This window comes from Bacteroides sp. PHL 2737 (assembly GCF_004115325.2).
Classification (GTDB): Bacteria; Bacteroidota; Bacteroidia; order Bacteroidales; family Bacteroidaceae; genus Bacteroides; species Bacteroides hominis.
This window is the reverse complement of the sequence record NZ_CP040630.1, coordinates 4712591-4731631: the sequence shown is the minus strand read 5'-3', so window position 1 is coordinate 4731631 and position 19041 is coordinate 4712591. Positions and strand designations below refer to the sequence as shown.

At 49.1% G+C, this 19041-nt stretch carries 9 protein-coding genes; 6 read left to right on the top strand and 3 right to left on the bottom strand.

Translation table 11 applies throughout. The features are described from left to right. Positions 1–7 precede the first annotated feature (7 nt). Positions 8–2341 carry a hypothetical protein gene (locus DBK98_RS19620; protein WP_032535717.1) on the top strand — a complete coding sequence of 778 codons (2334 nt, stop codon included), beginning with the start codon at positions 8–10 and terminating at the stop codon, positions 2339–2341. A gap of 157 nt (positions 2342–2498) precedes the next feature. Here the strand turns inward: DBK98_RS19620 and DBK98_RS19615 are convergent, their stop codons facing one another. After that, the gene (locus DBK98_RS19615) at positions 2499–3815 is read right to left on the bottom strand and encodes an SLC45 family MFS transporter (protein WP_032535718.1); all 1317 of its coding nucleotides are present in this window, start codon (positions 3813–3815) and stop codon (positions 2499–2501) included. A gap of 142 nt (positions 3816–3957) precedes the next feature. Then, positions 3958–4968: a LacI family DNA-binding transcriptional regulator gene (locus tag DBK98_RS19610; protein ID WP_005780657.1), complete on the bottom strand. Its 1011-nt coding sequence runs from the start codon at positions 4966–4968 to the stop codon at positions 3958–3960. A gap of 487 nt (positions 4969–5455) precedes the next feature. Between DBK98_RS19610 and DBK98_RS19605 the strand changes: the two genes are divergently transcribed. The 4 genes from DBK98_RS19605 (at position 5456) to DBK98_RS19590 (ending at position 14761) form a co-directional block, all read left to right on the top strand. Continuing rightward, positions 5456–8464: a TonB-dependent receptor gene (locus tag DBK98_RS19605; protein ID WP_032535719.1), complete on the top strand. Its 3009-nt coding sequence runs from the start codon at positions 5456–5458 to the stop codon at positions 8462–8464. Positions 8465–8475: 11 nt separating this feature from the next. Next, the gene (locus DBK98_RS19600) at positions 8476–10095 is read left to right on the top strand and encodes a RagB/SusD family nutrient uptake outer membrane protein (protein ID WP_032535720.1); all 1620 of its coding nucleotides are present in this window, start codon (positions 8476–8478) and stop codon (positions 10093–10095) included. Between the two features lie 34 nt (positions 10096–10129). After that, positions 10130–11728 carry a SusF/SusE family outer membrane protein gene (locus DBK98_RS19595; protein WP_032535721.1) on the top strand — a complete coding sequence of 533 codons (1599 nt, stop codon included), beginning with the start codon at positions 10130–10132 and terminating at the stop codon, positions 11726–11728. A gap of 174 nt (positions 11729–11902) precedes the next feature. Beyond that, on the top strand, positions 11903–14761 hold the full coding sequence (locus DBK98_RS19590) for an alpha-amylase family glycosyl hydrolase (protein ID WP_032535722.1): 2859 nt from the start codon (positions 11903–11905) through the stop codon (positions 14759–14761). 109 nt (positions 14762–14870) lie between these two features. Here DBK98_RS19590 and DBK98_RS19585 read toward each other — a convergent pair whose 3' ends face one another. Then, positions 14871–16397, bottom strand: a complete 1527-nt coding sequence (locus DBK98_RS19585) for a M48 family metallopeptidase (protein WP_005780648.1) — start codon at positions 16395–16397, stop codon at positions 14871–14873. A 202-nt stretch (positions 16398–16599) separates the two neighbouring features. Between DBK98_RS19585 and DBK98_RS19580 the strand changes: the two genes are divergently transcribed. After that, positions 16600–18960, top strand: a complete 2361-nt coding sequence (locus DBK98_RS19580) for a HAMP domain-containing sensor histidine kinase (protein WP_032535723.1) — start codon at positions 16600–16602, stop codon at positions 18958–18960. Positions 18961–19041 lie beyond the last annotated feature (81 nt).

Sequence of the window (19041 nt, the reverse complement as noted above, 5' to 3'; positions counted from 1 at the left end):
AACGTGTATGAAAAGAAGTTCTTTGTTTAAATGGATGGCTTTCACCTTTTTATTGGGATTGGCATCTTGCAGCAACGAAGAGTTGCAGAATGAAAACCGGCCGGATGTCCCGCTGAAGAGTGGCGAACAGTTGGTAAGTATGAAAATCAATGGGTTAGGAGGGACTGTGGTCACCCGTGCGGCAGGCGACAACATCATCGCTTTGCCCGGTGAAGTGAAAATCGAAAAGCTGGACCTGTACAGTTTTGTGGACCTGAACAACCAGAGTTCAAGTGCGGCGATTACCGGGACCGGTGCGGATGACTTGAAGGGATATACCCTGGAACGTATCTACCGGTATAAAGCTTTGGGCGACGAAAACGACCTGGTGCTCACCCCCGTGGGCGACGGATACCGGGTTTCGTATGGCGTGCCTAAGGGCGACGGGCGCACCCGCAGATTTGTGCTGGTGGTGAACGACGGTGAGCGTAACACTTCAAATCTGACTGCTCTCGCCGTCACCACCGCCGGGGTGGGGAATGACCGCAGCACTGCGTCGGTCTTTTCCGGCTTGGATAACTTGAAAATCCTTGAAACCGCACTCAGCGCAAATGGCAATAACATCACTGCTGAGAAGGGGCTGCCTATGACCGCCGTCATCGGGCGCAACGAATACGATGGCTCAGGGGCGCAGAATTTCAATACATTGTATACCAATCAGGACGTTGCCGAAGGCACGGCTCTCAATGCCACGCTGGTGCGCCGTGTGGCCCGTATCGACATCAAGAACCCTGTAGGTACAGGCTTCACGGTGAAAAAGGTAACACTCTCGGGAGCGGGGAACTCTACGATGTTCGGCAAAGCGCCGCAGGCAACCACCTCCGGGGACTACGATATTGTAGCTTTGGCGGCGGCAGACGTGGTGAACGCGGAACTGATTCCTGCCGCACTGTACGCTTTGCCGATAGAGGCGGAGACTACTAATAATTATATCCCAAGTGTCAAAATTACAGGCAGCATAGGCGGTAGCGGTGATATCGAGGTGGAAGCCAAGTTCGGTAGCAGCATGACCGGTACTTTCAAAGGTATGGATGTCAATACCCGCTACATTGTCAACCTCAACAACAGTGCCGGTAATGTCACTGCCGACATCACCGTTGCCGAATGGAACTACGGAGAATCTGTAGATACGGAGGACGTGATGGGGAAATTGAATGCGAATGCCCAGTTGACAGCGGAATCTACTAATGCGACTTTGGATGCCGCTGCAAAGACGCTGACCATCAAGTATCCTTCTCCAAGTTTCTCAGCAGTGAAGATCGCCACTATCGAAGGCACGAACAATAGCGATATCAATCCGATCGGTATCGTATTGCCGGAAGATTGTGATTGGCTGGAAGTTGGGTTAGAGAGTGCCGGATCTTCGGGAATGAGCAATATCTCTTACAACCTGAAAGTCACGGAAGCGAACAATACCGGACGTCCGCGTACGGCAAAGCTGTCCCTCGTGACGTACAATACTACTGATCGCAAGCAGAAAGTTGATGAATATATCGTTTACCAGGATTATCTGGACATTACGACGTATACGGAAAATTTCAATAGCTTTGGTCCGCTGGTGGGGAACATGTTTTTAAAGCAGGGTGAGGACGTTTACAAATGTTCGCCTTTTGGCCTGGACGTAGCGTTCGTGCATGGATTGGAAGAAGGGGGAGTCCTGACAGCAGTGGATGTGGTGATTCCCGAAGATTGCGACTGGATACAGAAATCTAATATTCTATTAGGCTCCCAAAGCATACATGCCCTTTCCATGACCGATAATATCGGTAAAGAAGAGCGCCGTGCCACGCTGACGCTGAGACATTGGGATGCGTCCGCCAACATGGGCAGCGGAGCAATGGAGACCAAGGACATGACCATCATTCAGAGCGGCACGGTAGACAAGGCGACGCTTTGCCAAAGCGCCGAGATACAACTGAATGCCGATCTGGCAGCGGCCGGCTGCATCAAGATGGACGGAAACACGATTATTATAGCGGGAGAGATTCCTGATAATCTTGGGCTTTCTGTAGAGCAAAAAAAATATATGTTTACCATCAGCGGCACTCCTTCTACCGATAAAAGTGAGATACGTCCGGTGCTTGTCTCGTTTGGAGAGGCAGATAACCGATGGGTAGAGTCGGAAGGAAAAGTCAATATGGTAACAGCTAACGGTTCGTATAATGTAAAGGCACGTTTCCCTCAGAATTTCGGAAATGCCCGCGAAATGAACTTTACCGTGACTACGTATGCCAATGGGGCGCCGGTAGTGAAGACTTACCGTCTGATCCAGAAAGAATCGGGTATTACCCATGTGAATTAATGGCATTCATGCAGTCCGATAATTGACTTCCCAGTCGGGGAGACACGGACAGTATTTGTTTTGTTTGTATAATTCCTCCGGACAAGTGAGTCCGGAGGAATTACTTTTTAGGGCCTTTCCCCCGATTGCCAAGTATTTATCGCACAGCCTCTCCGGCTTACCCTTCGTGATGCACCACCGTCTCTTTGATGAAATAGACGCAAACGGCTCCCACGATCAGCAGTACGCCCGCCAATACCAGCATGTTCACCTGATGTCCGCCGACAAGGTGGAGGATGCCTCCGCCGACGAGTGCCGCTACAATTTGCGGAACGCAGATGGTCCCGTTGAACAATCCCAGGTAAGCGCCCATGTTCTTGCCCGAAACAGAATTGGTCAGGATGGTGAACGGCAGGGCGAGCATGGCTGCCCAGGCGCATCCGATCAGTAGGTAGGAGGCAAACAGCAGGTATTCGTTGTGGAAGAAGAGGGTGGATATAAATCCGGCGCCACCCAGCACGAGGCTCAGTGCGTAGGCCTGCTTGCGTGCCTTGAACAGGGGGAGCACCACTGCCCAGATGACCGAGCCGATGGCCTGTACGGCAAACAGCACGCCTACCCAGTTGCCCGCTTCCTGATAGCCTGCGCTCTGCACGTCGGTGGTGCCCCATACGGTGGCTGCGATGGCACCGTTGGTATACGTCCACATGTACATGAAGGCCGCCCAGCAGAAGAACTGTACCAGGCCTACCGTCCAGAATACTTTCGGGGCATGCTTCAGCAGAGAGATGAAGTCGGTTTTCTCTTTCTTTTCGTCGGCTGTGATACCGTGGAATTCTTCAAACTCTTTCGGGGGCATCTCTTTCACTTTTACCGTGGTGTAGATGACGCACAGGGTCAGGATGGCGGCACCGATGTAGAACGAGTAAATCACCGAATCGGGTACCGTCCCCTTGCCCGCCGTATTGCTGATGCCGATAAACGTGAAGATGAACGGGAACAGATAACCTACCAGGCTGCCGGCATTGCATAGGAAGCTCTGGATGGAGTAGGCCAGTCCCTTCTGTTTCTCGTTTACCATGTCGCCCACCAGCATTTTGAAAGGCTGCATGGCCATGTTGATCGAAGTATCGAGGAACATCAGCGACACCAGTCCGAAGGTCATCGCCGTGCCCACTGCCATGCCGAAACTGCCTGCGTTGGGCAGCAGGCACATCACGAGCACCGCGATCAGCGAACCTACAAAAAGGTAAGGGATGCGCCGCCCGAAGCGTGTCCAGGTTTTGTCGCTTGCCGAACCGATGATGGGCTGTACGATGATTCCCGCTAACGGAGGGAGTATCCAGAAATAGCTCAGACTGTGCGGATCGGCGCCTAATGTAGCAAATATGCGGCTGATGTTGGCGCTTTGCAGTGCGTATGCAATCTGTACGCCGAAAAAACCAAAGCTGATGTTCCACAGCTTCCAAAAACTTAAGTCAGGTTTTACTTTCATGATATTTATGATAAATGATTTCGTTAGAAATGGATTCACCACGGAGGACACGGAGGGCACAGAGTTTTAATCTCTTGTTTGTCGGATTATTTTAAGAGAAAATCTTCTCTGTGCCCTCTGTGTCCTCTGTGGTGAACCCGGTTTATTTCGTTGTTCCTCGTACCACCAGATTGGTCCGCACGATTTTGTTGCTGCTTTTTCCTTCATCGTTTCCCTCCAGTTTTTCTATCAGCAGCTTGATGGCACTTTTGCCTACCTCCTCGCCGTGCTGCTCTACCGTGGTCAGTTTCGGGTCTGTGCTTTGGGCAATGGCTCCGTCTGTGAACCCGCAGATGGACACTTCGTCCGGCACTTTCCGTCCCACCAGTTTGCAGGAATAGAGGATGCCCGATGCTGTTTCGTCGTTGATGGCAAAGAAACCGTCCGGACGGTCGGGGCCTTCCAGCAGGGCGGGAGTAATGGCAATTGCTTTCTCGCGGGTATCACACAGCTTGATCATGCTCTGGTCTACCGGAATCCGGTACTTCTTCATGGCATCCAGATAACCGTTCCGCCGGTTCTTGGAGATTTCGAGGTGAGGGGCGGCGCTGTAAAAAAAGATGCGTTTGCATCCGGTCTGTATCATATACTCCACCGCCGCAAACGAGCCCGCGTAATCGTCCACCACCACCCGTTCGGTATTGATTCCGGTACAGATACGGTCGTAAAACACGATGGGGATATTATTGTCCAGCAACTCCTGGTAATGGTCGTATTGGGAGGTGTCTTTGGCCAGGGAAGTGATGACCCCGCAAACCCGTGCCGCGAGAAAAGAGTGGACGATTTTCACTTCCCGTTCATACTCTTCGTTGCTCTGTGCCACCAGGATGTTGTATCCGGCTTTTGCCGCCGTCTCCTCGATGCCGCTCAGCACACACGAAAAAAAGTGGTGCACGAGTTGTGGAATGATGACCCCGATGGTGTTGGAACGGCTCGTGCGCAGGTTCAGTGCCAATACATTAGGCTTATAATTATGTTCGCGCGCGTACTTATGTATAGCGTCCCTTGTTTCCTGGCTGATGTCGGGATTGTCCTTCAAGGCTCTCGATACGGTGGAGGGGGAGACTCCCAGTTCGCGGGCGATGTCTTTGATCGTGATTTGCGGTTTATTCATGGTTGATTGGTTTTGAAATTCACCACAGAGGACACAGAGGGCACAGAGTTTTTTTTAGACATAAGAACCAAAGGACATACTATCCTTTATTTGTTCATCTGTTCTGTTGTCTGAAAACAAATAGAGCGCAGCTGATTAATCTCTGTGAAACTCTGTGTCCCTCTGTGGTGAATAATTCGTTTTTCACCCAAAGGTAAATGATTTTATATAAAAACAAAACCAATGTATTTACGGATTTGTTTAATATGATACAAAAATAGTGTAAAGGAGGCTAAAAAGTTCGGTGACAATGTGCTATAACCCCGCTTTTACGGTGCAATCGTTTGCGTAGTTGCAGGAGCGGATTTGTCGGATATTAAATAAGTGGCTGTCGCTTAATATACTATTTTTGCTACGTAATCAAGAACGGGAATGGAGTCGTTCATTCTCTATGTAAAGTTTAGAAATCATATTAATATTTATATTGTTAACTTTAATTTTTAAATGCATGAAGCAAGTTAATCTTAGAATCTGTCGTATGATTCTGCCCCTGTTGTTTGGGCTATTCTTGTCATTGAGCGCTTATGCACAGCAAGTCTCTGTCAAGGGACATGTGAAAGATTCAACGGGTGAACCCGTAATCGGCGCGAATGTGGTTGTGAAGGATAATTCTTCTATCGGTACGATTACCGATCTGAACGGAAACTTTGTTCTGAGTGTTCCTCAACATTCTACCCTCGTGATTTCTTTCATCGGTTACAAGCCGGTTGAAGTGAAAGCTGCTCCCAGTGTGACGGTGACCCTCCAAGATGACGCGGTGATGCTTCAGGAAGCGGTGGTGATCGGTTATGGTACCGTGAAGAAGAATGACGTGACCGGCTCGGTGATGGCAATCGATGCGGACAAGATGGTAAAAGGTATGGCTACTTCGGCTTCCGACCTGTTGGTGGGTAAGGCCGCAGGTGTCAGCGTGATTACCGACGGCGGCGCTCCGGGAGCCGGGGCTACGATCCGTGTGCGCGGAGGTTCGTCCATGTCGGCCAGCAACGACCCGCTGATCGTTATTGACGGGGTGCCTGTCGATAACACCGAAATCAAAGGTATGGGCAATCCGCTCTCTACCGTCCACCCCAATGACATCGAGACGTTTACGATTCTGAAAGATGCCTCTGCTACTGCTATTTACGGTTCGCGTGCCTCCAATGGTGTTATCATCATTACCACTAAGAAGGGACAGTCGGGACGCGTGAAGGTGGACTACAGCGGCACGTTTTCTATCAGTACGAAGTCGAATACGGTCGATGTGATGAAGGCAGACGATTTCCGTAATTTCGTGATCGAGAAGTTTGGCGAGAATAGTCTTCAGGCCAACGCTTTGGGCAAAACCTCTACCGACTGGCAGGATGAAATATTCCGCACGGCTTTCAGTACCGACCATAATGTAAGTGTATCCGGAGCCGTTCCGCATATGCCTTATCGTGTGTCTGTGGCGTATACAAACGAAAACGGTATCCTGAAGACTTCGAACATGCAACGTCTGACAGGTGCCATTAACCTGAACCCCAACTTCTTCGACAAGAAGCTCAACATCCAGCTGAATGTGAAGGGAGTGTACAACAAGAACCGTTTTGCCGACCGTGCAGCTATCGGTCTGGCTACCCAGTATGACCCCACACAGCCTGTCTATATGGAAGGCAACCCTTACGGAAACGGATACTTTATGTATATGAAGCAGGAGGGAGACAAGATTTCTCCGATTGATATCGGTCTGGCCAACCCTGTTGCCATGCTTGAAGAGAAAGATGATAAATCGACCGTTTACCGCAGTATCGGCAACGCGCAGATCGATTATAAATTCCACTTCTTGCCCGAACTGCGCGCTAACCTGAATTTAGGTTATGACGTATCGAAGAGTAAGGGTGACGTGATTATCGCCGACAATTCACCGCTGACTTACTGTACGGGTAACTTCAAAAGCGGTTTTGGCGAAAACAGCCATTATACACAGTTGAAACGCAACACCTTGCTCGATTTCTACCTGAACTATACCAATACGTTCGGAGTCAACTACATCGACGTCATGGCAGGTTACTCCTGGCAGCATTTCTATAATTCGACTACCAACTCTTATCCCTACTCGGCCGCTTATGTAGAGAAGACCGGGGAAGAATTCTATAAGAAGGGGGATGACTATGCGAGCGAAAGCTACCTGGTTTCTTTCTTCGGACGTCTCAACTATACATTGTTGAACCGTTATCTGGTGACATTCACCTTGCGTAACGACGGTTCTTCACGTTTCAGCCCGGACAACCGCTGGGGATTGTTCCCGTCCGTAGCACTGGCGTGGAAACTGAACGAGGAGTCATTCCTGAAGAATGTGAACGCTATCTCGGACCTGAAGCTGCGTTTGGGCTATGGTGTGACCGGACAGCAGAACCTGGGTAACGGAGACTATCCGTATATGGCCCGCTATATGTACTCCAAGGCAGGTGCCAACTATTATTTCGGTGACACCGAATACTCTCTGATTGCTCCGCAACCTTACGACCAGAACCTGAAGTGGGAAGAAACCACTACCTGGAACGTAGGTATCGATTATGGTTTCCTGAATGGACGCATCACGGGTACAATCGACTATTACTTCCGTAAAACGAAGGACTTGCTGAACACCGTTACGGCTCCTGCCGGAACCAACTTCAGCAATCAACTGCTGACCAATGTAGGTACATTGGAGAACAAGGGTTTTGAATTCAGCATCAATGCCCATGCCGTTTCAACCAAAGACTGGAACTGGAACATCGGCTACAACATCTCTTACAATAAGAACAAGATCACCAAGATGACCTTCAACGACGACCCCAACTATGCCGGTGTCATCCATGGCGGTATCGACGGTGGTACAGGATACAACGCCCTGATCCACCGGGTAGGCGAGGCATTCAACTCCTTCTACGTGTTCGAGCAGATTTACGGTCCCGACGGTAAACCTATCGAAGGTGCTTATGTAGACCAGAATGGCGATAACCAGATTAACGACGCCGACCTGATCTGCTTCAAGAAAGCTGCTCCCGACGTGTTCATGGGGCTGACCTCACAACTTTCTTATAAAAACTGGGACTTTTCATTTGCTTTGCGCGGCAGCTTTGGTAACTATGTTTACAACAACGTACAGTCCAACCGTGAAGCATACGAAGGCGCCAATATGTATGACCAGACCGGATTCCTGAAGAACCGTCTGACCTCTGCCCGCAGCACCGACTTCAAGAACGCTCAATACCGTTCGAGCTATTACGTTCAGAATGCTTCGTTCGTGCGTATGGACAACATCTCTTTGGGATATACGTTCAACAAGCTCTTCAATGATAAACAGAGTGCACGCGTATATGCTACGGTACAGAATCCGTTTGTCATCACTAAGTACAAGGGACTGGATCCGGAAATCAGTGGTGAAGGAATCGATAACAACATCTATCCTCGCCCCCGTGTATTCATGATCGGCCTTAATCTCAATTTTTAAATCTGTAAAACATGAAAACAATAAAATTTAAATATCTTCTTCCCTGTGCATTGCTGGGAATGATGTTAGGAGTAGCGTCTTGTGTGAACGACCTCGATACGGTTCCACTGGACAAAGACGAATTGGTTTCCGACGTTGTTTTCGGGAACGAGCCTTTAGCCTATGAACAGAGCCTCGCTAAGATTTATGCGGGTATGGCCATCGGTGGTAACAGCGGAGGTGACTCCGATCAGGATGTGGTAGGTATCGACGGCGGTAGCCAGGCTTCCTTCCTCCGTGTATTGTGGAATATGCAGGATCTGCCTTCGGACATCGCACACTGTGCATGGAACGACCCCGGTATCCCTGAATTCAACCACATCTCTTGGGGTGCATCCAGTCCGTGGATCAAGGGTTCATATTACCGCCTGTTCTATCAGATCAACGTAGCCAACGCCTATCTGCGCGAGACGACCGAAGATAAACTGGATGCCCGCGGTTGCGACGCTTCACTGAAAGCCTCGATCAAGACATGGCGTGCCGAAGCCCGTTTCCTGCGTGCACTGAGCTATGAGTATGCGCTCGACCTGTATCGCAATGTACCGTTTGTAGACGAAAACAGCCCGATCGGAAGCATTCCGCCGAAGCAGATCATGGCTGCCGACCTGTTCAACTGGATTGAGAAAGAGCTGACTGAGTGTGTGGAAGATATGTCGGAACCGGCAGTGGGATACAGCCAGGACTACGGACATGCCAACAAGGCTGCCGCATGGGCACTCTTGTCACGCTTGTACCTCAATGCGGAGACTTACGTCGGCCTGAACAAATACACCGAATGTATCACGTATGCAAAGAAGGTGATCGAAGTGGGCTATCAGTTGGAACCTGTTTATGTGGATATGTTCAAGGCAGACAATCACTTGTCTAACGAAATGATCTTCCCTGTACGCTATGAAGGCGACCAGACGATGACCTGGGGTGGTATGACCGCTTTCTTATGTTGGGGGGCTACGGCAACTCAGGATGAAGTCAACGCCAAAGGAGCATGGCAGGGTGTGAGGGCAAAATCTTCACTCTACAACCTGTTCCTTAAAGAGAGCGGCAGCGATGCGGATACCCGTAAGGCAATGCTTCGTACCGATCTGACAACCAGTATTGAAATTATTGACGAAAATACATTCCAGAATAATGGTATTCCTGTTACCAAATATTTCAATGTGAACAAGGACGGAACGCTGCCTCCTTCTAAGGAAGCTTACGTTGACTTCCCGCTCTTCCGTCTGGGTGAGATCTACTTGACGTATGCGGAAGCTGTGCTCAGAGGCGGTCAGGGTGGCGACAGAGCTACTGCTCTCCGTTATGTGAACGATCTGCGTAAAAGAGCTTACAGTGATAAAACGCTGGCTCCTATCTCCGATTCCGATTTGACATTGAACTTCATCATTGACGAGCGGGGCCGTGAATTCTTCTTCGAAGGACAACGCCGTACAGACCTGGTACGTTTCGGACTGTTTACTACTGCCGGTTATGTATGGCCCTGGAAGGGCGGTGCAGCCAAAGGTAAGGCTGTAGATAGCTTCTACAACGTGTTCCCGATTCCGTCAGACGATATCGGTTCTAACACCAATCTTAAGCAGAATGAAGGATACTAAAATCGAATGACCATTAAAAACAACGAATAAGATTATGAAAAAAATATATTTCTATACACTGTTGTTAGGGCTCCTGGCTTTTACGGCTTGCGAAGACGAGAAGTCGCCCGTCATGGAGTTGCAGAAAGCCTCTGCTTTTGAGCCTTTCTCTCAAAGCGACTTTACTTTCAACGATGAAAATGCTGCGGCGGAGTTCCCCGAGATTAAATGGACGCCGGCGGACTATGGAGTGAAGGCAGTGGTGAACTATGACGTTACGCTGACGAATGACGCGAATGCGAAAACCGTTTTATTAGGTGAAACCGGGGCTACCGTCCTGAAGTTTACCAATGCGCAGATGAACGCTATGATGGCCAAAGTGGGCGCTTATCCGGGACAGACTTATAACTTTACGATTACGCTGACTTCTAAGGCGTATGACGTGACAGCTGATCCGGCTTCGAACTCGATTACTTTCAAGGCTACTCCTTTTGATCCGAATGCGGTTGACTGGAAATTTGCTTATGTGGCCGTGGGGTATCCTGATTGGGACTATACGAATGCTTATCTGTTGGGCGACCCGGATGGCGACGGGGTGTATCAGGGATATGCCAACTTTGACGCGGACGGCGCTTCGTATGCCATTGTGGACGGAAGTGATCTTACCAAGGTTCTGGCAAAGGACCTGACGGTTGCGAAAAAAGGATTTTACGGAATCAAAGTAGATGCCGAAGGTAAGGTAGAACAGACCGAACCCCTTGTATGGGGAGTGGTGGGAGACGCTACTTCCGGTGGTTGGGATAAGGACACGCAAATGGATTATGATGCCACTACCCGCTTATGGACGGTGACTACTTCGTTGCTTGACAAAGAGTTTAAATTCAGGTCGAACAATAGCTGGGATTCCGATAACTACGGAGCGGTATCCGGTAAGGAGTCCGAACTTGAAGGCGAACTGGTGGCAGGACCTAATAATTTTAAGGTGTTGAAAGCCAGTCCATATGTGATCACTATGAATCTGACAAATGCCGGTAAATATTCTTATAGTATGGTAGAAACTACCATTGAATTGTCGAGTGCGGAAATGGCATTGCCGGGAAGCTATCAGGGATGGGACGCTACTAAAGATGATTGTTACAAAGTGCAATCTGCTGCCCGCGACTTTATCTATACCGGAACGCATTATTTTGATGCCAATACCGAATTTAAATTCTGGGATGCTGGTACATGGATCGGTATGGAAGGTTCTATCAGTTGGGATGGAGATAAGAATGTAGGGACATTTACCCTGAAACCTGAAGGTGGGGATAACATCAAGATTGAAACAGCCGGTTACTATCGGGTAGGGGCCGATATGAAGAAGCTGACAGCTTCGTTGACCAAGACCGGATGGGAAGTGATCGGTGACGCCACGCCCGGCGGATGGGATAAAGGAACCTTGATGAATTATGATCCGGCAACCAAACTCTGGTCGGTGGATGTTGTTCTGGTGGCCGGTGAGATGAAGTTCAGATGGGATGGTGCATGGACTGTCAATCTGGGCGGCGCTCTGGGAGCACTGACTCAGGATGGTGACAATATGAAGGTGACAGCCGGAACTTATACCATTGTGTTGAATCCGGATGCCAAAACGGCTACCATGACTAAGAAATAATCCTGTATTTTTTACCACAGGTAATTTTCTCACCATAGAGAACACAGGGTAACACAGAGTATTCATGTCGATAATCAGTGACATAAAAATCGACTCTGTGTTACGCTGTACCCTCTGTGGTGAATTTTTATATATCCCTCTCTTCTTTTTATATACAATAATACCTTTTAATCTATGAAATATTTATCTTTTCCGTTTCTGCTTCTCCTGCTTCCGCTGATTGGTTTCGGTTGTTCGTCGGATGAAGAAGAAACCGATTCTCTGATCCTTTCGTCTGATAGTGAAACTTATTTTGAGCAAGGCATTGACTTTCCCGCTGTTTCGGGAACACGGACTTTGTCGTTCTCGGCAGGGCGTCCGTGGCGGATCTCGCTGACCGGTGCGGATACACGTACGGCGGCAGACTGGTGTACGGTGACTCCGTCTTCGGGTGGGGCGGGCGACGCTTCCGTCACTGTCAGTACACAGGAAAACACCGGTTATGACAGCCGGAGCGTGAAACTGACCTTGGTGACAGGAGGAATTGAAAAGAGCTTTACCGTTTCACAAAAGCAGAAAGATGCGCTGACACTGACGGCCTCCCGCTTCGAAATAGGCAAAGAAGGAGGAAATGTGCAGGTGGAAGTAAAAGCCAATATCGCATTTGAGGTCGAAATCCCGGAAGCGGGCCGCAGTTGGATTTCTCAGGTCAATACCCGCGGATTGGTGTCTGCCAACCTGACTTTTGCGGTGGCTCCCAATCAGGGGCCGGCCGGGCGTGAAGGAGAGATTGTGATCAGGAGCGGCAGTCTTTCGGAAAAGCTCCGGATCACACAGGAGGGGAGCTGTGACGACGGGCTGAGTTTCCGGCCCGGGACTCCGGATGCCGATCTCCCACTGACCCTGTACTTTAAAGCAACGAAGGATTCTCCGCTTTATGACTATACGGGTGATGTTTATGTACATGCGGGAGTGGTGTCGGAAGGGAGCTGGATGCATGTGCCTGCGGACTGGAATACCAATGTGGACAAGTGCAAAATGAACCGGGTGGCAGATAATATCTGGAGCATTACGCTGGAGCCTTCGATACGCCAATGGTTCGGTTCGGGCGAGACTCCGGTCCGGCAGCTGGGCATCGTCATCCGCAGTGCCGACGGCAGCAAAAAGGGACTGGACGGGGACTCGTTTGTCACTGTTACCGATCGTTTGTACAAACCTTTTGAGCCGGCGGCTGTCAAATATGCCTCCATGCCCGGCGGTTTGCAGGAAGGCATCAATCCGGTGGACCCGTCGACTGTCACACTGGTGCTGTATGATAAAGACAAAAAGGGAGGACATAAGGACTTTGCACATGTCGTGGGCGACTTTAATGACTGGAAGCTGAGTAATGAAAGCAACAGCCAGATGAACCGGGATGACGCTGCGGGGTGCTGGTGGATTACGCTGACCGGACTTCAGCCCGCCCGTGAATATGCTTTTCAGTATTATGTAGGTACGAGGGAAGGGGAGACCCTTCGTCTGGCCGATGCTTACAGCCGTAAGATACTCGATCCGGATAATGATAAATACATATCCTCTTCTACCTATCCCGATGCGAAAGAGTATCCTTCGGGGGCTGTCGGCATTGCCTCTGTGTTCAAGATACGGGAGGATGCTTATGACTGGAAGGTCAAAAACTTCCGGATACCCGATAAAGAGAACCTGATGATCTACGAACTGTTGTTGCGCGACTTCACTGCTACAGGCGACCTGAACGGGGCGATGGAGAAGATAGGGTATCTGAAAAGTCTGGGCTTCAATGCCGTCGAGCTGATGCCGGTGCAGGAGTTCGACGGAAACGACAGTTGGGGATACAATCCTTGTTTCTATTTCGCTCTGGACAAGGCTTACGGTACGGACCGCATGTATAAGGCTTTCATCGATAAATGCCATGAAGCGGGTATGGCTGTCCTTTTTGATGTTGTCTACAACCATGCCAGTGGTTCGCATCCTTTTGCCCGTTTGTATTGGGATACCAAAAACAACCGTACGGCAGCCGATAACCCCTGGTTTAATGTGAAAGAGCCCCATCCTTACGGTGTCTTCCACGATTTCAACCATGAATCGCCCTTGGTGCGTGCATTTGTAAAACGGAATCTGAAGTTCCTGCTGGAAGAGTATCACATCGATGGTTTCCGTTTCGACATGACGAAAGGGTTCACGCAGAACAGCAGTACGGAGGCCACCGCCGGAAAATATGATGCTTCGCGTATTGCCATCCTGAAAGATTATAACGGGGCAATTCGTGAAGTGAATCCGCAGGCTGTCGTCATCCTTGAGCATTTCTGTGACGAAAAAGAGGAGAGCGAGTTGGCGGAAGAAGGCATGCAGCTTTGGCGCAACCTGAACAATGCTTATTGCCAGTCGGCAATGGGTTATCAGTCGGACAGTGATTTTACTCCGTTGGTCACTTTCGGAACTACCATGCCCTACGGAGGATGGGTTGGCTTTATGGAAAGCCATGACGAAGAACGGACAGCCTTCAAGCAGATTGCTTACAGCGGGGAGCCTTTAAAATCGGATCTGAATGCCCGTATGAAACAGCTTGCCACGAATGCTTCATTCTTTTTCACGGCACCCGGGCCTAAGATGGTCTGGCAGTTTGGTGAAATGGGATATGATGTATCGATTGAAGAGGGAGGGCGGACCGGTAAGAAACCCCTGCATTGGGAATATCTGGATAATGGAGCCCGGAAAGAATTGTGTGATACGTACGCAAAGCTGTTGAAACTGCGGCGGGAACATGCTGAACTCTTTGATCCCGGAGCCACGTTCTCCTGGCTGGTGAAGACGGCCAACTGGACCGGAGGACGTTTTCTCACCCTCGAGGCAGCCAACGGCAAGAAGTTGGTGGTGGTGGGCAATTTCACCGCTAAGCCGATAGAGGCAATCACTACCTTCCCGGCAACGGGAGTCTGGACGGAGTATCTGAATGGTACGAAACTCCATGTGACCTCGATGCAGACCGGCCTGACGATACCTGCCCATGGATGTCGCGTCTATACTAACTTCTGATTATAAAAAGGGCTACACCCTCTGTTCCGGAAGGTGTAGCCATACACAGCAAAGGGTGTAGCCACGGCGGTCGGATGGCTACACCCTTTGAAATATTGGTGACTGGGCTTTACAGCAGGCTGATCTTCGACAGCATCTTCTCTGTCCAGTTCATCTCTTCACCGATCCATCCGGATTCTTCCGAACCGAGCGCGTTCTGCTGTTGGTATTGCATCAGCAGATCCCTGTATTCCTTCAGCTTATCGGCAGCCTTTACCTGTTTGTTCATGCGCATCAGCAGCAGGATCTCCTGTTTGTTGATGTCCAGGTTGCGGGCGGTAGCGATCTCTTTGGCTTTCTCCAGCAGTTTCAGGCAGGATTCATTGCTTTCGGGAGTGTTTTCCTGTGCCATGCGTGCTTTCACCAGAATTACGTAATCGTGGTCCGAAGCCACCTTGTTGTCTATGTTCTTGCATACAAGCTGTTCGGCCATTTTGTAGCGTTTGTCTCCCTGGTACATGGCTGCGTTGAACGTCACGATATCCGATGTCGCTTTCTGATAAGCATGGCTGTGGATGCTTTCTTTTTCTCCCAGTTTGGCAAGTCGTTCTTTCAGTCGTGCATAGCTGTCATATCGTGTCAGGTTGTTGTAACGGTGCGTTGAACCATAGAAATCTTTTATTTTTGCGATAGCCGAGGATAATGCATCGGGGTTCAATCCTTTGAACGCCAGATAGTCTCTTGCAATCCGGTCGGCCTGTATCTCTTGTTTGCTGTTGTAATCCATTCCCAGGCGGTTTACTGTCCGTACGTTGACCAATGCCGCAATGGTTCCGATGCTGGCGGCCAGTTCAATGGCGCCCACCCGTTCGTCGTATCCGTACATCCAGTTGGTGTCATCGGCCGCCATGGCTACCGTACCGAGCACGTCTGCCCAGAAAGCGGCACGTTTGGCACGGGTTTCGGCACGTGACACGTTGTTCACCTGATGATCGAGGATGAAGTGAACCATTTCGTTGGCAATGACGGCTTCCAGCTCCTCTTCGGAGTCGAGTGTGCACAGTAAACCGGTACTTACCAGCATAGCGCCGTTGGGCAACATATAAGCATCCGGTTCGGGCGACTGGATGATGCGTACATTCAGGCGTTCCGGACGTTTGGAATCCACCTCTCCCGGATTGACTTTGGCAAAAATGGCTTGTACGTAATCCTCGATGTAAGCGTCTTTATAACTGATTTCGTTTAATTTGTCCAGATAGTCCAGGCACTCCTCGTCCAGCTCTTGCCGCATGTCATAGCGGTATCCTTTCCGGTCGTAGTAATCGTACATGCCTTGTGACAGGTAAATCCCCTGCCAGTACTCAAGGACCGTTTCCGGTTTCAATCGGATGATTTTGTTGGCTTCTTCCTCTCCGATAGGATATTGCAGTCCGTCGATTTCCACTCCATAAGTGATGCCCACCGCATCGTTGGGCGAAATTCTCATCTTTCGCACTCCGCGTATGACGACCGGAGTCCCTTTTGAGTAGTTTTGATATTTCTCCGTCAATTCGCCTTTCAGCGCGATAGGACCGCTGAGATTATCCCCTTTTCCACTTCTGGCATACAGGATGCACGATGTCAGAACAAGCACAAACAGAATAGCAAGTCGTTTCATAGTCGTATCTTTTTTAGTAAATTTATTATTTAGATGTTACGAAGATACAAAAGAAGTTCCCTCTGTCACAGCTTTTTTCCCTATTGTGCAATAGGATTTTCCCTATAAAGAATATGCCTCTTTGTATTTAGATATAAATAATATACTTTATATTTGTACATTTTAAAATTGAAAGGGAAAACAAACGTCAGCAAGAGTCTTAATGAAACGTTCCAGAATTCTATACATTGCCGTTATCGGCCTTATCCTGATTTTAGCCGCCGGTTGGGCATATTCTGTACAAAGTCACCAGACGGAACAGATGGAGAAGAATATACAATTGGTTTATTCGTTCGGTCCAAATGATATAGGATATGGTAAGTTCCGGCAAAATCTGGAAGAGGAACTGAAAGCAAAAGGGATTACTCCACGGATTACAGAATTTTATTTAAATTGTGAGTTTTACAACGAGCAGGAGGAAGTAGAACGCATGCGCGGTTATCTGGATTCTGTTGGTGACGAAAGTGTGGATATGCTGCTGGTTGTAGGAGATCAGGCTGCTTATTCGGTTTTGAAGTCGGCACACCCTTTGCTGCGGAAGCGTCCTGTTGTGCTGAGTAACATTCATTTTCCCAACGAAGAGCAGTTGAGGCAATACGAGGATGCACCGGTATATTTACTTTCCGATAGACCCGATTTCAAAACGAACATCGAATTCATGAAGCGGCTGTTTGGCCGTAACAATATCACTGTGGTATATAACCTGGATTTAACATTTTTGGGAAAATGTTCTATGAAGAGGTTACTGGAGGAGGAGGATAAAAAGAATATTGTTATATGGGGGAGACAGAAAGGTATTTTTGATTCGAACATCTATCAGACTCTTTATGGCCTGGCTCAGAAAGAAAATCTGGCCATAATGGACCGTTTTTCCCGAAATGAGGATACCAAGGATTTTACGATAAAGATGTTTCCTTTCCGTTATATGGCAGGGTTGTCTCTGCTTGTGATTACCGGCATGCCCGAAGAACGGCAACATGATACGGCTTTTTTGCTGGATAAATGGGATGTTTCGACCATGCCTGTTTCCCGCGTGCTGAATATTCCTTCATTCAGTTGCATCCGTGAGGGGTTTAATGAAAATATCGGCATTGTAGGTGGATATATGGCTACCGATGCAATATCGGCAGGGGCCGTAGCTTTGCTGGCAGAAGAACTTTGGGTGGGGAATGGAGTTAAAGGGCCTAAACGCCGCGAGCTTGCCAAGGAATATATCTTGGACTGGACCCCTTTTTCTGCTTTTAAAGTTTTTGATGTAGCCAATGTACCGGAGAATGTAAAAATACTCAATCGGCCTTTTTACGATAAATATCGTCGTGAAATATATGTCTCCGGAGCTGTCTTTGTCTGTTTGTTTATTGTCTTGTTTATTGCCCTGCTGCGCATCCGCCGCAAAGTCCGTTGTGAACATGAAGATATACAGGCTTTGAAGAGCGCACACGAGCATCTGTCTCTTTCCACCTCGGGAGGAAATATCTCTTTGTGGTATATACGCAGGGGAGAGCTGAACCTGGACGAGAACTTTGTACAACTCACCGGTATCAAGTGCCGGCGCTATGCTTTCAGGCAATTCTTAAAGTATCTGCATCCCGATGACATGCAGTGTATTGAGAAATTATTCAGGGAGACGAAAGAGTTGCAGGTGATGGCTCTGCAGCGGCTGCGGTTCTGCTTTGATGAGGCGAAAGGGTACGAGTGGTTTGAATGCCGTTGCGACAGCCTGAAGGATAATCAGGGAGAATTGGTGATAGCAGGTGTCATACAGAATGTACAGGAACTGGTACGAAGGGAGGACGAACTGATCAGGGCGAAAGAGATTGCGGAAAACGCTGAACTGAAGCAGTCGTTCCTGGCTAATATGAGCCATGAAATACGTACACCGCTAAATGCCATCGTCGGCTTCACCAACATCCTGGTAGACGAGACGGCCGGGGAGCTTGACGAGGAGGAGAAGAAGGATATGATCGGAATTGTGAATCATAACAGCGAGTTGTTGCTCAAGCTGATCAGTGATGTGCTGGATATTTCGCGACTGGACTCCAATAATCAGGAATTTGTCATAGAACGGTATGACCTGGCGAAGATTGTTTCTGAAATTTATCGTACCCATCAGGTGATCATTCATCCTCCTGTAGAGTTCCGGTTGAAGATGGACGATAGCTGGACTGTGTATGTGGCAGTGGATAAGCTCCGCCTGATACAGGTCATTTCCAACTTCCTCAGCAATGCGAACAAGTTTACTGTGGAGGGTAGCATTACGCTGGGATGTGAAGTGGATCCTGGGCGGGCCGAAGTAGGCTTTTATGTGGAAGATACCGGCAAAGGGATCGACACCGGACACCTGAACGCCATTTTCGACCGTTTTTATAAAGCGGATGAATTTGCGCAGGGCACCGGATTGGGATTGTCTATCTGCAAGGTGATTGCCACACGGCTGTCCGGACGTGTCGAAGTGCAGTCTCAGGTCGGAAAAGGCAGTCGTTTTACTCTGGTTCTTCCGTTAATAAGGAATTCGGAAGGATGATTTCCATAATCTCTTCTTCCATATAGGCAAAAAAATAAGCTGCCTCCTTTGCGGAGGCAGCTTATTTTTATCAATCGGAAG

Excerpts from the sequence above, each read along its gene's own strand:
- DBK98_RS19620 (WP_032535717.1), top strand. The coding sequence starts at position 8 with ATGAAAAGAAGTTCTTTGTTTAAATGGATGGCTTTCACCTTTTTATTG.
- DBK98_RS19615 (WP_032535718.1), bottom strand. The coding sequence starts at position 3,815 with ATGAAAGTAAAACCTGACTTAAGTTTTTGGAAGCTGTGGAACATCAGC.
- DBK98_RS19610 (WP_005780657.1), bottom strand. The coding sequence starts at position 4,968 with ATGAATAAACCGCAAATCACGATCAAAGACATCGCCCGCGAACTGGGA.
- DBK98_RS19605 (WP_032535719.1), top strand. The coding sequence starts at position 5,456 with ATGAAGCAAGTTAATCTTAGAATCTGTCGTATGATTCTGCCCCTGTTG.
- DBK98_RS19600 (WP_032535720.1), top strand. The coding sequence starts at position 8,476 with ATGAAAACAATAAAATTTAAATATCTTCTTCCCTGTGCATTGCTGGGA.
- DBK98_RS19595 (WP_032535721.1), top strand. The coding sequence starts at position 10,130 with ATGAAAAAAATATATTTCTATACACTGTTGTTAGGGCTCCTGGCTTTT.
- DBK98_RS19590 (WP_032535722.1), top strand. The coding sequence starts at position 11,903 with ATGAAATATTTATCTTTTCCGTTTCTGCTTCTCCTGCTTCCGCTGATT.
- DBK98_RS19585 (WP_005780648.1), bottom strand. The coding sequence starts at position 16,397 with ATGAAACGACTTGCTATTCTGTTTGTGCTTGTTCTGACATCGTGCATC.
- DBK98_RS19580 (WP_032535723.1), top strand. The coding sequence starts at position 16,600 with ATGAAACGTTCCAGAATTCTATACATTGCCGTTATCGGCCTTATCCTG.